We start from the raw sequence: 14,238 nt of genomic DNA, 5'->3' as shown, positions 1-14,238 counted from the left end.
GGCTTGTTAGTGGTTATTTATTTAATTGAATTATATTCTTAAGTTTTAAAGATTTAGAGCCTTCTCCAGTTTCAATTAATACTGCTATCTTTACGCTATTTTTATGCTAATATATACAAAATTATAGCAGATACATTGGAACCAGCTCATTTAAAGAAAAAATCGCGTAGAAAATATGATGACATTTTGTCAGACATATTAATTAAAGATAGAAATATATCTTCTGATACTTTTAAAAATGTACGTGATACTTATCATCAATCATTAAATTGTAAAGAACTAAATTCTACTCCAAAAGTACCTACAACTTTAAATATAGAGCTGGTTAATAAATGTAATTATGCCTGTAAGATGTGCTATACAGTTAATCATGAGGGAGTGAAAAATCAATTACCCAAGGAAACACTATTTTCCATTGTAGATCAAGCTAGTGAAATGGGTATATTTACAGTTATGTTTGGTATGGGTTCGGAAGCAACTCTCCATCCTAATCTAATAGAGGTCCTTGAATATGCATGCTCCAAGATACCTGATGTAGTTCTTTTTACTAATGGAAGTAGAATAAGATTAAATCAGATTAAGAAATATATTGCGACAGGCATAACAAGGCTCTGCATATCACTTGATGCCGCAGATCAAGAGGTATATACAATTATTCGAGGAGGAGATTTAGAAAAGGTTGAGCAAGTCATTGATGAATTTGTTGCCAATCAAACATCCAATGGCAGGCCCTTAGTAAGAGTTTCTTTTTGTAATCAACCCTCTAATGAACATCAGCAAGAAGATTTTTTAAGAAAGTGGATTGATAGAGTTGATAGTGTAGAAGTTCAGAGAGTTAGAAAGTTAGAACATTTATTTTTACTTCCGAAGTTAGATGAGAAATCAAACTATGAAACCAAACATAGCGAGCATTATTGCTTTAGGCCATTTTCCTATTTAACTATTTGGTCTGATGGTCAAATTTCTCCATGTTGTTCTTTTCATGGAATAAAATTGAATCTTGGATCTATTTATGAAGACACACTTTTGGATATATGGAAATCTAAATTCCTCAATAAGCTAAGACAAGAGTTTATTAATTCAGAGTTAAATCCAATATGCAGTGATTGCATGACTTGTACCTTTTAGCCTATTTATTATTTCGCAAAGATTAAGCTTATACTAATTAATTAGTAGAGAGAATCTAATATCAATAAGTTATTACATAAATCAATTAAAATAGTGAATTAAGCAATAAATATTTTAGTTTCTACATCCATATGTTAATGAATAAAATGGCACTTCATCAGCACCATAAGCATGTTTATCATCCGCCCGTTTAGGACTATTTGCACCATTAAAATCAAAAGTCTCTATGCCGTCATCTTTAGCTTTTAAAATTGAATTAAAAATCAAATAGGTCACTATTTCCGAACTGTAGAACCTCTGGTCAATTCCTTGAGCTACAGCATTGGCTATTTTGTCTTGATAGATAACCAGTTGACATCCAACGAGCTCTTTATTTAAGGAGCTTCTAACTGACAGAGTGAATCCTTTTTGTTTTTGGTCAACATAATTAAATAGATTTTTTAATATTATTATTGACTCGTCTGAAGGATTAGTTCCTCCCCTTGACATGGTTTGCCGGTATAAATTTATAAATTCATCTAAGGAAATTAAATTATCTATTTCAAAATCGGATTGCCTATTCAATACTCTTCTTAACCTCTTCCTTTTGTCATCACTTCTTAAATTGGCTTCTAATTGAGCTGGTGTTTTTGATTGGAGACTTGTGATTTTAGCTGTGTACATAATAGATGTTCTAAATCTTATATCCTCTTTTTTCCCGTAGTTCCACCATTCAAATGCTCTTATGTCATAATTTGTAGAAGGAAATTGAACTACAATATTTTTTCTAATTCCAATTAAATACTCTAACATCTTTTCGTAAATCTTTTGACTTGTTGAGTATTTTCTATATGGTTTAAGACCCATAAAAATATTGCTCCACAAGGGTCCTGAGTAATAGAAAAACTCCGGATATAGATTATTAAAGATTGGCATTGTGCATAATAAGCTTTTTTTCTTAAAACCTCCTAACCATTCAAAGTCAGTCAGAATCTCTTTAATAAACTCAGGATTGTGATATAGCGTTCCATCTTGGCTATTATTAAAGTGAGTATTAGCTTGAGCTGTGGTGATTAATTCAGCTGAAAAATTATCTTGATACATTATTTTTACTAATTAGGTATTAAATTATAATTTATTTTTGTGGAAATTAATGACATATTTGTAATAACAGAAAACAACTTTTATATTATACAACAATAGATTTTGATTTAAATAAGATTATTGGCTAGTTGGATTTTTAATTTTACATGAGCAAAACTTAGAATTTCTTTTTTCCTTTGTTTTTTTTTTGTAAAAAATATCAGATTAGACCATTATGAAAGAATGTCTTATAACTTTTCCAAGTGTATAAAGTATTAATCCTAAGCTTTATAAAATTTAGAATTGTCATATATTATTATAATTATGATCTAAATTCTATTCATTAATATTTTTGCTATATCGATAGTTGATTAAAAATCTATGAATTATTTAATTAATAATTAGAAAATTCATATCAATATTTTACATTAATCTAAGTAATAAGTATTTCTAGCTCAACCAATGCGCTAAGTTATTTAATGTTTATTGCATGTAGGTTATGAAACATAATCTAGAATATAATAATAGATGGAAAGATGAGGAATACACCTGGAGAAGAAGTGTCAGTGAAGGATATAATTCCCATTGGATAAACTTTTACGGATTGAAAGAATTTTCTGGGATGTCATTGGAAAAACTTAAAGAGCAAGGTCTTGACATTACTGATTCGAAGGCATTTCAGGTCGTTTGGTTGCAAAACATAGATAGACTGATGGATATGCTCCCAGTAGATATTCAACCAAGCCAATATCATTTAATAGATGCAGGTTGTGGTTCAGGAATCTCAACAATATACTTTTTAGCAAACTATCCATTCAAAACATTTAAAGGTTGTGATTTCTCTGAAGTATTAATTAAAGCTGCCTTGAAAAACTTAGATATCTTTTACACTCACTCAGATAAATCTTCTAAATCTATTGATTTTGTTACAAAAAATGTAAAGGATCTTGAATTAGAAGATAGTGCAAATCTTGTATTCATGTACAATCCATTTGGCTTTAAAACTGCTAAACAGTTCATATTAAATAATCTATCTATATTGAAAAAAAATCGCTCTATAATTGCCTTGTCTAATGATGAATGGATTAAGGAAATCATAAATATGCAAAATCATCAACAAATAATTAGAAATGAATTTCATAACTTATCATTAGTAATTTATTGAAATCATATAAAATAAAATAAAGGTAATAATCTATTAATTAAATAATTATTAATTACTTAATTCTTGATATAAAAATAATCCAGAAGTCTGTTTTAGCATCTGTTTATGCTATGATAACACTATGAGCACTTGAAGCATGAAATTTAATATTATATGCCTCTCAGGATTCTTATTATTTACAATACGATACTATCAATACAAAGCTAACTCAAAAATATTATTTTATCACTTAAAAGATAAATTACGTTCTTGGCATTCACATATTATAAATTACTTTTATAGGTTTAACTCTTATTTATTAATCTTATCTGCATTATCTATAGCGACTGGTTATGCAGCGCAAACCAAATTAATAACTAACTTAGATACATTATTTTTAGTGCTACTAGCCTTTAATATTATCGTTGATAGATATATTTTCTGGAAAAGCGCCTTTTATGGCTTGGAAGACCATCTTTTTGCAGGTTCAATTCAAAGTATATTTCTTTTGTGTTTCGAAATGAAGGTGCTTAACACACAGGAACCTATTATTGCATCAATATTTTCAAGTGCCTTTTTGATATCAATATTTATCAATGCAGGTTTTGATAAGTTTAAGTCAAGTGATTGGATGAGTGGGAAAGGAATTCTAATCTGGATGTCACTTCCTCAATTTAGGTTCTTTAAATTAAATAAATCCAGATATAACTTTATAAAGACTCTATCCCCCTATTTATCTAGGTTTGAAATATTCCATCAATTATTCTTTCCTTTTATCGCACTAATTTGTTTATTAGCTGGTAACAAATTAGTACTAATTTGCTTCTTTTTTATAAGTTTGATATTTATGATTACACTAATCTACCCATTTAATTTAAATCCAATTGGTATTTATGGAATTATAATGATAATTATATCAATTCAAGGCATAATCAATGAAAACTTTATCAGTAAAGTTAATTATGTTTTGTTAGCAAGCATTGTGCTCGGTTTAGGTGTAAACATAGAATTATTTAATATAAATAAATTTATTAGAATATTGATAGGTCACGTCAAGGTTTGGTTGTTTTCAGAATATCATCTACACGGTCTTCTATTATTAGATTACAAGCATACAAATAATAAACATATAGTAAAGGGTTTGAATCATTTTGAAAGTAAAATTGATATCAAAAGAATGATGGTTAATAATCAATCATGGGTAAATGTATTAAGGTTGTTAGATGTGCTCGAACGAGCTAAAGAAAATGCATTAAATGAGCATGACTTCACTTTTCTTAGTGAGTTCAGCAGACTGTTTTGTCGAGATAAGGGAGAAATATTCTTTAACCTTTATCAATTAAATTGGCTTTACAATAGAAATACTTTTGAAATGCGCAGATTCAATCTAGAACTCTCAACTGAAATAGAAGTTAATAAAAGATTAATGTCTAACCAGATGAATATCCTTCCTTTTAAGACAAAAAGAAAAGCAAAGTATAAAGGAATTGGCTACTCACTGAAACATATACTAAAAAATTAAAAGATGAAAATCAGACTTCCATATAATGAAAAGAAAACAAATAAATTATTAATATTATTTGATGGAGAATGTCTAATGTGTAATTCCTTAATTAACTTTTTAGACAAGCACTTAGAGTTAACAGCATTTGCATATTCAAGTCAAGATAAATTCTTTTTGGATTATAAAATCTACAAAAAGATTATGAAATCTTTCCATATAGAACCTGATTCAACTATAGTTGTATTTGACGATGGAAATATTTATACACATTCAGCCGCCATATCGATATTACTTAGAAACTGTCATAATAAATTTTTAAAAGTAACTGCTGAAATTGTTTTTTTGTTTTCTTATTTTCATATAGGAGATATTGTTTACAAATTTGTTTCTAGATATAGAAAGTCCATATTTAGACTTCCTCATAATTACTGTGGACTAAGGACCAAAAGTATTGTGATAAAATAATAACAAAGCAAATCTTACCAATTAATATTTTTTATCTACTACCTATCAGCTCATCTATTTTTTTCTTAAAGCAATTATCAATCCTGGCAAAATAAATGGTGATAAAAATGGTAATAAATTTAGTATAAATCTTATTAATTTTTTGATAAGTTTTGAATGACCTTTCAATCGGGATGTAGACCTATACCAAAGATCAATATCATTTTTTACACCTAGATATTTTGGTCTAAGTTGTTCAATAGTTGATTTTTTAATGATTGTTTTTATAATTTGTTTGATTTCATTTTTACTACTGCCTCTTATTCCCATTCGAAGTAACTTTTCCCAGCTATGTCTATGAAGTTTACGATTCGAGAGTCTTTTTGCATACCAATAAGTTAGTTTGTCATTGAGATAGTTTATAAATATTAATCCTGTAGTATGATTTTCATATATTGCCCATCTATTTGGTGTTTGATTTATAAACAATACTCCACCACGCCTAAGTATAGAAAAGCAAATAGCTAATATATTTTTCCTCTCTTCGGGTAGTAAATGTTCATAAACAGCGCTTAGTACTATGTAATCAACTTTTTCCTTGTATGGAATTCGTTGAGAGTTTTGTGAATGAATCAACTCTATTTTTTTTTCTAACCCATAATGATTTATTCTCATTTTGGCTATCTCTAATAATTTACTACTCAAGTCAATTCCTACTATTTTTGTATTAGGTAGCATTTTCGAAATTAGACAACAAGAGGCACCACTTCCACATCCAAAATCTAATAACGTTTTATTAGTAAACTCTTCTTTATTTATAAATGAAAAAAGTCCATACTCTAATGCCCTTTTAACATAGTCTGGTGATTCCTCTCTCTTTATTTCATCTATACACCAACATGAACCTTTGAGAAAAATTATTTTCTCTATAAGTTCCAATGGATATTTAGTCTGATAATATCTAAACTTGCAGTATCTATTTTTTAATGGATTCACACTAATACTAGTGATATTTCTACTTATACTTTTAATATCTACACTACCATCAAAGGTTAAGATTGTTTTTTTTAACATTTTATTATTATTTACTTTAATTAATCATGTTCACTCTATCATAATTATTAAAATTAGATTTTAATAATTGTGATCCTTTAGAGATATTATTCAAGCTAGATTTATCATGTAGACTATTAAATCCTAAGCCTGTTATGGAATCTTTATTGGTACCCAATGGCTGCTGTAGATATATATCATTCATGGTAATAATTTCACCCTGCTTGATATCTCTATTAACAAAAACACCACAATGATAATTTGTTCTAGCAGACAACTCTACATCTAATAATTCATCTTTAATGCCTATCATTTGGTTGACTAACTTAAGCTCTAGGGCTAATTTTTTGAAATTATTTGGCTCCATGCTAATTCCATGATCAAATCCAACACTTGCGTTAGAAAGAGTTATGTGTCTTTCAATAAACTTGGCTCCCAAGCCAGCTGCTAGGATACTTGCCGTAAAACCTATTTCGTGGGTAGAAAATCCAGTAACATAGCCTTTATTGATATATTGGGTTATAGTATTAATGTATTGCTCATTAGGTTTTGAAGGATAGCTACTTACGCAGTGCATTAAAATTGCCTGTTCTTTCGGCAATATCATAAGAAGCTGCTCCCTTTCCTCTTCAGTTAACCCACCAGTACTAATCATAAAGGGAATTTTTGTATTAATCACAGATTTAATCAACGGATAATCTGATGAAGAGTGGCTAGCTATCTTTAAATATGCGGGCTCAAGAGAAAGAATAAACTCTAGACTATTGTGGTCAAAAATCGTTGCAAAAGGTATTAGGCCTAGGCTTCTCGAATAGGAGAAAAGCTCCTTATATTCTGCTAAATCGAACTCTAATTTGGGTCGAACTTCATACTGAGTTGTCCCTAGTGAAGGAACTTTAATAAAGGACCTATTTGAAGAGCTTTTATTTAAGAGTGAATAGATATCTCTTTTTTGGAATTTAACTAATGTTGCACCTGAAAGGAAAGCTTGATATATTAATTCCTTCGCAATAGCAACTGAGCCGTTATGGCAAAGCCCTATCTCTGCAATTAGATAAGGTGGTATGGAGCTATCAATTGGCAGGCAACCAATATTCACGACCATAATAAATTTCTTTTCTCAGATTAATTTAACATAAATTATGTTCTAGTAAACTTAAATTAAATAGATAATAATTTATCAATTTAATCTTTTAAAGACACCTATCTTATATATAATTCTCTATAAGTTAAAGTAATTATATCCCTAAATTTTAATACGAATGTTTATTAATATGTATGGTTTTAATCTCAAATAAGAATAACATCAATTAGCTATTTATATGTTAACATTTTTCAATATTCCTTTTAATATTTCAAATGTGAAAAAGCATTTATTAGAGAAATATCTTCTCATAGAAATAATAAGTGACTTGTATAAAGGAGCACAAGACAGTTAATAATCCTCAAAGAAATGATTTTAATTAATTACAACTGACATTATATATTAGTAACGAAAGGATCTCTATTAAAAGATTAGATTTGCATGATAGAATTAGATAAAAAGATTTTCATGGAAGCAGGAGATGGTTTAACAGCCGAAAACTCAAGTTGGAAATTTCAAGGTGATGTGGTATCTCAGTTTGATGAGCATATCTTGAAATCAGTTCCTCTATATAAAGATGGCCATAAGTTAATAAGTCAGATTAGCGATTACTTTATTAAAGATAATGGAATTATTTATGATGTTGGCTGCTCAACAGGCTCAATATCTAGATTATTGTCAGAACGTCATAAAGCCAAAAAAGGGGTCACTTTTATAGGAATAGACTCTGAGCAAGAGATGATAAATAAGGCAACTAAAAATTCACTAAACTATGAAAACTGCTCTTTTGTTTATGAAGATGCAGTAGAGTTTGATTTTAGTAAATCAGATTTTATAACTTCGTATTACACTATTCAATTTGTTAGAACAAGTGTTCGCCAAATATTAATTGACAAGGTCTACGAATCTTTAAATTGGGGAGGAGCATTTATTATGTTTGAGAAAATCCGAGGTTCAGATGCAAGGTTCCAGGATTTGTTTACAGGTTTATATAATGAATACAAGACAACTCAAGGTTATAGTCCAGAAGAAATACTTGGCAAGAGCATAAGTTTAAAGGGAATACTTGAACCATTCTCTTCTCAGGGAAATTATGAGATGCTGCAAAGAGCTGGTTTTAAGGATATTATCCCAATAATGAAATATATTTGTTTTGAAGGAATACTAGCTATTAAATGAATATAAATCTTCTTAATTTTTTGAGGATCTCTTCATTTACAAGACTTTTAATAAATAAGATTCAAATCTTGAGAGGTTATTTCGATAACTATTTAATAAGAATAGTATGTAGACTTTCAATCCTAATTAATTCTCCTGAATTATTAGCAAAATTCTCACTTCATAAAGCAAATATTATTACACCAGCAAAGTCAAACGGAAAGTCAATACTTGCATTAAGTCATTTTAGATTCAGAGGGGATTTAGACTTGCTATCTTCACAAGGTTTTGTTATTTGTTATTTAGACCCATTATTATTTGGGTGTATCCAATCTTACTTTTACCGAAGAACATCTCCGGTGCTGAGAGATCATCATAACCCTGAAATATTCAGTGAGTCTTTTTATGCAAAGACGAAATTAAATTTATTTTACAAGAGATTTATCAAGACTTTTTGCATTAATAAAAAGATCAATATCCTAATTTCAGCAATGGCTCATTATCCTCAAGATATGCATCTTGGGGCAGCAGCTCAGGAAATTGGTATTCCATATGTAGTATTGCATCGGGCAGGCGTAATTATTAATGATATGTCTAATGAGATCGTTCTGCAAAGATATAATAGTCTCGGTAAGTTTAAAGGAGAAAAAATAATTGTTCAAAATCCATTAATAAGAGATGTTCTTATTAAAAGTGGTTTCTGTCGACATGATCAATTAAAAATCATAGGGTCTACAAGGTTAAATAGACTTATCAATAAAAAGGATAGTGTATATAGGAAATTTCAATCTTCAAAAGAAACTCTCACTCTTTTTTCATTTACTCATTCTATCGGTAGGTCAATAATTAACAAAGCTTCAGGTGATAATTCTGATTGGACTAATAATAGCAATGAAGGACTAGTACAATTTTTTCATAAAGTCCATAAAGAAGTTATATTCTTTGCCAATAACAATCCAAATATAAATGTAATTATAAAACTAAAGTGGCACGATCAATGGTATGAGAAAGTCGAGTCTCTTGTATATCAAATCAGTGGAGGTAAATTTCCTCATAACCTTAAGATTTTTTATGGAAGTGATGGTACTAAATTTATAGATCAAAGTAAAGTTGTTATAGCATTTGGCTCCACTGTTTTAATTGAAGCTGGCTTCTTAGGTAAGCATGTGATTATGCCAATATTTGACGAAGCTGCGGATTTAAAATATAGAAGTTATTTTCCTATATTTGAAGCTATAGATGCCTGTTATCTCGCCAAAAAACCAATAGATATTCAAAACCTGGCACTTAGCTTAATTAATACACCCTGTCAGGCTTATGGTCAAAACAAAAAGATGAAAATCTTATACGATAAATATCTAGGTCCTTCAAGTCTCGATTCTAATCAGCTTCTTTTTGATTATTTACATAACATATAAATATTATCCTTTAGGTGATAATGATCATTATTAATTAGTACTTCGGTACCATTCTTCAAAGATTAAAAATGCCCATATTTGATGGGACCAGTTTCTATTTCCTTTTATATTTTCTTGGTATATTCTTGAAACAATTTCACTACTTAGGATATTTTCTTTTATCAAATAGGATTCTTGCATTCTGCTATAGGACCAATTAGCCAATGGACCTCTTAACCATTTGTTTAGAGGAACCGCAAAGCCTTTCTTCTTTTTTTGAATAAGAGAATTAGGGAACATTTTACTTGCTAACTTTCTTAGTGGCTTTTTCCCTACAAAATAATCTGATAGAGAGCTGGAATTGTAACTCCTTGCTATATCGAGTATTCTTGTATTGAGAAATGGGGAGCGTACTTCCAAGGAGTATTTCATTGATGCTCTATCTGCTTTAACAAGAATATCCTCCGATAAATAATGTTTAAGATCAACTTCCATGCAATAATCAAGTATTTCTTTATTATCTATATTAAGTTTTTGTATGTTATCTATCCCTTTGATAAAAGGATCTTTACCAATTCCCAGACCTATTCCTAGTGAGGAGATCTCATCATAAAGTTCTACAGCATTCTTAGTTTTTAATAAACAATTTATTTTGCAGATTCTATCAAAAATTGAATTTGATATATTTAATCTATAGATATATTGATTTAAGGTTATTAATAATTTAGAGATAAGATTTCGAGTGGGAATTGGAATACTATTTAATAATAATGTACGTCTATATCTTTCATAACCACCAAAAATCTCATCAGCTCCATCTCCCCCTATACAGACTTTAACTTCTTTACTCGTCATATTGCATAAAGCAAGCATTGGTATTTGGGATGAGTCGGCAAATGGTTGATCCCATGTTTTTGTAATTTCCGGTACATACTTTATCAATTCACTCTCACCGATTATGTATTCAGAATGATCTGTATCAAGATACTTTGCAATATTTTTTGCAAAGACTGATTCGTCGTAGTTTTTATCTTTAAATCCAATACTAAATGTCTTAAGCCTCTTATTGTGGTTCTTTGAAGCTAGAGCTGCAATCAAAGATGAATCGATACCACCTGAAAGGAAACATCCAATTGGTACATCACCAACCAATCTTGATCTTACACTTTGATTAAGAAGATTTAACAGAATTTCACTCTTTTCTTTTTGTGGATAGTCTTCACTTTGATTGATTGATAAGTCACTATAGCGATATCGATTTTCTATAATTGATTTATTAACTCCTATTTCTAAAATTTCACCTGGAATCAATTGCTTTATATGTTTAAATATTGATTCAGAATTAGGTATAAAACCATATCTTAAATAATAATCAAGAACATCTATATCTAATTGATTACTATAATTCTGGTATACCTTTAAGGCTTTTATTTCAGATGCAAATGTGAATATATTATTTGCATCTGAGTAGAAAAGTGGTTTTTCTCCAAATTTATCTCTTGCTAGATGAATAATCTGTTGCTTCATGTCATAAAAGCAAAATGCGAACATACCATCTATTTTTTTGCAAGTTTCTTTTACACCATTTTGAATAAGACTATACAAAAGTATTTCTGTATCACTTTTAGATCTCAGACTTAAGCTCTCTTTTCTGAGTATGGATATATTAAGTTCCTCTTTGTTATAAATCTCTCCATTATAAATTAATACATACTTTCCATCAGGAGAAAGCATTGGTTGGGAAGCTAATTTAGAAGTGTCTTGAATGCTCAATCTCGCATGGCCTAATGACACCCTTTTATCATTAGATATCCAGAAACCTTTACTATCAGGACCTCTATGAGAGATAAGATTTATTGCATTTACTACTAAATTAATATTATTAGGATCTTTAGAACCAACCACTCCAGTAATTCCGCACATAATTTTAAAGATTAGATATTAGATTGTATAATTTCAATATATCTATCAGCCACGTTAATTATATTATACTGCTTTCTAATCTCTTTGATGTTAATACGTTTTGGATTCTTTAATCGCTCTATAATTGCCTCAGACATTGCGTATGGATCCTTTACTCTTACCAATGTTCCATGCTCACCATTTTTAAGTATCTCAGATGGTCCGTAATTGCAATCTGTTGAAATTACTTGTGTTTCACAAAGTAAGGCTTGAATAATTACTCCTGGCAAACCTTCCTTAATAGATGAAAGTAAGAGGAGATCTGCTTTAGCAATAAATGCATAAGGGTTTTTAACGTTACCAAGTAGTGTTACTTTTTCTTTTAGATTTGATTTTTGTATATGGATTTTGATTTCTTCTTTGAGAGGGCCATCACCCAATATAAATAAGTGGTAATTAATATTCTTTGCTTTTAATAATTTAGCTGTTTCTATAAGACTAAAGTAATCTTTTTCATAAACTAGCCTTCCACATGCTACCAACAAATTGATGTTTTTTCTTAAATATGAATTAAAAATATCGATTTCGCTGCACATTTTACTAAGATGTTTAACTTGGTCTAAGTTAAAGCCATTATTTATTGTAATTATTTTCTTTTTAATTCTTGGAAATGTACTAATAAGCTCTTTTTTTAAACCAGAGGATACGGTTATTATTCTATCTGAAAATCTATAGATTATTGCTGTTAAGTATCTAGCAAATGGTCTTATTACTCTATTGTATGAGTTTATACTATTAAATATACTTTGCCTCTCGCTAATAACTTTGAAAGACCTGTGGCCAGAGATCAAACATGATAATAAAACAATTATATTACAATAGTTCATTATAGAAAATACAACATCTGGCTTCCATTTTCTAATATAGAGAGCAATATCTATTAATGATTTACTAACAGAGGATTTTTTTGTTTCTATTAAAATTATTTTATGATCGATATCATTCCTGAGAGGTCCATCACTTTTACATGTCAATAATCTCAGATCATATCCTTTTCTAGATAGTTCGTTCATCAAGATAATCGTACATTTCTCAGCTCCACCAGTTTCAAGAGTAGGGATAAAAAATAAAAATTTCTTTCTCAAAATACGTGTACCTAAATCTGTTGCAAGAAGCTTTTTGAGGCTTTTTCTAATGAGAAATATTTTGTCACTCTTTTCCTTAATTTAGATGAACGTTTTATAGATCTTTCTGGGTTCTGAATTACATTACTAATAGCAATCGCGATTTGCAAAGGGGAGGGTGGAGTATTAATTAAATATGCATATTGATCATCAGGAATTAAGTCACTTATTCCTCTATTTGGGCAAGTTATAATCGGTATTTCTAAGGCTCCTGCTTCTAACATAACCCTACTTAAGCCTTCAAAATATGTTGATGGGTGTACAATTATATCTAGAAGTTTATACATAACTATAACGTTTTTATTATATGGCTTCAAAAATATGTTTAGTTTAGACAGACTTTTTTTATAACTCTCAGGCAGTAAATTTAATTGTTTCTCTGGCGCTATAATTATATAATCTACTCTTTTACTAAGCTCAGTGAATTGATTTTGCATAGCTAGTCTAGATGCAATAAAAGTATTTACACCTTTTCCATTAGCGAGTCTTGTTATCATTCCTACACTAAACCTTTCACAATCGTCTCTATTGTCTGAGTATGATTTAAAATTTTCTTTACTAAAAAGATTCGTATCAACTCCTGTTCCGGGAACATAACATAACTTCTCTAATTTAGTTAAATTATTTTCTAATATATAATTATAATCTGAATAGTTGATAACAAATACTCGCGAGAAATAATATTTGAATAGTATTTTATACACTATTAATATGATTCTCTTAAGCAATCTTGTTGTGATATCCCTTGAAGAGAAAATTCTTCCTAGCCCTTCTATAGTGGCGATTCGCTTTTTTGAAAATGGCGCGATAAAAGGAGAAAGAATTATACCTTCTGCTGTGAAAGCAAAGACAATACTGGAATTCCAACTAGAATTTACACAGTTTAGAAATGAACTTATAGACAACTTTGAGAATTTTAGATTCTTATATTTTTTACTATTTAAATCAATACTCGACGATGTCGGGCCTTCATTAAGATAGAGAACAGTTACTTTGTAATTCTTAAGCAGTTCTACGACTAGCCAATCTTTAAAGTTTAAAGTAAACCATTTTGTATTTGATATAATTAATGCTTGTGGCAAAATCTTTGATATCTAATGCAATTACTATAGCTAGCTTATCAAATTATCACCAAATTATATTTCTAATTGTTTGAAGATGTTTTAAAATTATAACCT

Annotated in this window: 12 protein-coding genes; 6 read left to right on the top strand and 6 right to left on the bottom strand. The window is 29.4% G+C overall.

From position 1 onward, the window contains the following. Positions 1-186 precede the first annotated feature (186 nt). The gene (locus AC6EIW_RS04920; protein ID WP_498521454.1) at positions 187-1,128 is read left to right on the top strand and encodes a radical SAM/SPASM domain-containing protein; all 942 of its coding nucleotides are present in this window, start codon (positions 187-189) and stop codon (positions 1,126-1,128) included. A gap of 114 nt (positions 1,129-1,242) precedes the next feature. On the opposite strand, the gene AC6EIW_RS04915 is transcribed toward AC6EIW_RS04920, so the two are convergent. Beyond that, positions 1,243-2,211, bottom strand: coding sequence for a GNAT family N-acetyltransferase (locus tag AC6EIW_RS04915; protein ID WP_498521453.1), 969 nt, complete (start codon positions 2,209-2,211; stop codon positions 1,243-1,245). Between the two features lie 478 nt (positions 2,212-2,689). On the opposite strand from AC6EIW_RS04915, the gene AC6EIW_RS04910 reads away from it, so the two are divergent. From AC6EIW_RS04910 to AC6EIW_RS04900, 3 genes are all read left to right on the top strand, one after another. After that, positions 2,690-3,355: a class I SAM-dependent methyltransferase gene (locus AC6EIW_RS04910; protein ID WP_498521452.1), complete on the top strand. Its 666-nt coding sequence runs from the start codon at positions 2,690-2,692 to the stop codon at positions 3,353-3,355. Positions 3,356-3,491: 136 nt separating this feature from the next. After that, positions 3,492-4,856, top strand: coding sequence for a hypothetical protein (locus AC6EIW_RS04905; RefSeq protein ID WP_498521451.1), 1,365 nt, complete (start codon positions 3,492-3,494; stop codon positions 4,854-4,856). Between the two features lie 3 nt (positions 4,857-4,859). Then, positions 4,860-5,303, top strand: coding sequence for a thiol-disulfide oxidoreductase DCC family protein (locus AC6EIW_RS04900; RefSeq protein ID WP_498521450.1), 444 nt, complete (start codon positions 4,860-4,862; stop codon positions 5,301-5,303). A 54-nt stretch (positions 5,304-5,357) separates the two neighbouring features. On the opposite strand, the gene AC6EIW_RS04895 is transcribed toward AC6EIW_RS04900, so the two are convergent. Both AC6EIW_RS04895 and AC6EIW_RS04890 read right to left on the bottom strand, forming a co-directional pair. Beyond that, on the bottom strand, positions 5,358-6,356 hold the full coding sequence (locus AC6EIW_RS04895) for a class I SAM-dependent methyltransferase (protein WP_498521449.1): 999 nt from the start codon (positions 6,354-6,356) through the stop codon (positions 5,358-5,360). A gap of 16 nt (positions 6,357-6,372) precedes the next feature. Continuing rightward, positions 6,373-7,440, bottom strand: coding sequence for an N-acetylneuraminate synthase family protein (locus AC6EIW_RS04890; protein WP_498521448.1), 1,068 nt, complete (start codon positions 7,438-7,440; stop codon positions 6,373-6,375). A gap of 420 nt (positions 7,441-7,860) precedes the next feature. On the opposite strand from AC6EIW_RS04890, the gene AC6EIW_RS04885 reads away from it, so the two are divergent. Together AC6EIW_RS04885 and AC6EIW_RS04880 are read left to right on the top strand one after the other, a co-directional pair. Then, on the top strand, positions 7,861-8,598 hold the full coding sequence (locus AC6EIW_RS04885; RefSeq protein ID WP_498521447.1) for a methyltransferase domain-containing protein: 738 nt from the start codon (positions 7,861-7,863) through the stop codon (positions 8,596-8,598). Next, positions 8,595-9,995: a hypothetical protein gene (locus AC6EIW_RS04880; protein ID WP_498521446.1), complete on the top strand. Its 1,401-nt coding sequence runs from the start codon at positions 8,595-8,597 to the stop codon at positions 9,993-9,995. The genes AC6EIW_RS04885 and AC6EIW_RS04880 overlap by 4 nt, the downstream gene beginning before the upstream one ends. 30 nt (positions 9,996-10,025) lie before the next feature. On the opposite strand, the gene asnB is transcribed toward AC6EIW_RS04880, so the two are convergent. From asnB to AC6EIW_RS04865, 3 genes are read right to left on the bottom strand one after another with little or no spacing between them, the layout of a single operon-like run. Beyond that, on the bottom strand, positions 10,026-11,897 hold the full coding sequence (asnB, locus tag AC6EIW_RS04875) for an asparagine synthase (glutamine-hydrolyzing) (protein ID WP_498521445.1): 1,872 nt from the start codon (positions 11,895-11,897) through the stop codon (positions 10,026-10,028). 11 nt (positions 11,898-11,908) lie between these two features. After that, positions 11,909-13,021, bottom strand: a complete 1,113-nt coding sequence (locus AC6EIW_RS04870) for a glycosyltransferase (RefSeq protein WP_498521444.1) — start codon at positions 13,019-13,021, stop codon at positions 11,909-11,911. 11 nt (positions 13,022-13,032) lie between these two features. Beyond that, complete coding sequence (locus AC6EIW_RS04865; protein WP_498521443.1) at positions 13,033-14,142, bottom strand: glycosyltransferase; 1,110 nt, start codon at positions 14,140-14,142, stop codon at positions 13,033-13,035. Between the last annotated feature and the right edge of the window lie 96 nt (positions 14,143-14,238).

The sequence above is a fragment of the Prochlorococcus sp. MIT2308 genome (assembly GCF_059772345.1).
Note: the sequence above shows the minus strand (reverse complement) of the source record. Positions and strands in the feature narration are given on the sequence as shown.

What these genes read in the sequence shown, in the direction of transcription:
- AC6EIW_RS04915 (WP_498521453.1), bottom strand. Translation starts at nt 2,211, where the DNA reads ATGTATCAAGATAATTTTTCAGCTGAATTAATCACCACAGCTCAAGCT.
- AC6EIW_RS04910 (WP_498521452.1), top strand. Translation starts at nt 2,690, where the DNA reads ATGAAACATAATCTAGAATATAATAATAGATGGAAAGATGAGGAATAC.
- AC6EIW_RS04905 (WP_498521451.1), top strand. Translation starts at nt 3,492, where the DNA reads ATGAAATTTAATATTATATGCCTCTCAGGATTCTTATTATTTACAATA.
- AC6EIW_RS04900 (WP_498521450.1), top strand. Translation starts at nt 4,860, where the DNA reads ATGAAAATCAGACTTCCATATAATGAAAAGAAAACAAATAAATTATTA.
- AC6EIW_RS04895 (WP_498521449.1), bottom strand. Translation starts at nt 6,356, where the DNA reads ATGTTAAAAAAAACAATCTTAACCTTTGATGGTAGTGTAGATATTAAA.
- AC6EIW_RS04890 (WP_498521448.1), bottom strand. Translation starts at nt 7,440, where the DNA reads ATGGTCGTGAATATTGGTTGCCTGCCAATTGATAGCTCCATACCACCT.
- AC6EIW_RS04885 (WP_498521447.1), top strand. Translation starts at nt 7,861, where the DNA reads ATGATAGAATTAGATAAAAAGATTTTCATGGAAGCAGGAGATGGTTTA.
- AC6EIW_RS04880 (WP_498521446.1), top strand. Translation starts at nt 8,595, where the DNA reads ATGAATATAAATCTTCTTAATTTTTTGAGGATCTCTTCATTTACAAGA.
- asnB (WP_498521445.1), bottom strand. Translation starts at nt 11,897, where the DNA reads ATGTGCGGAATTACTGGAGTGGTTGGTTCTAAAGATCCTAATAATATT.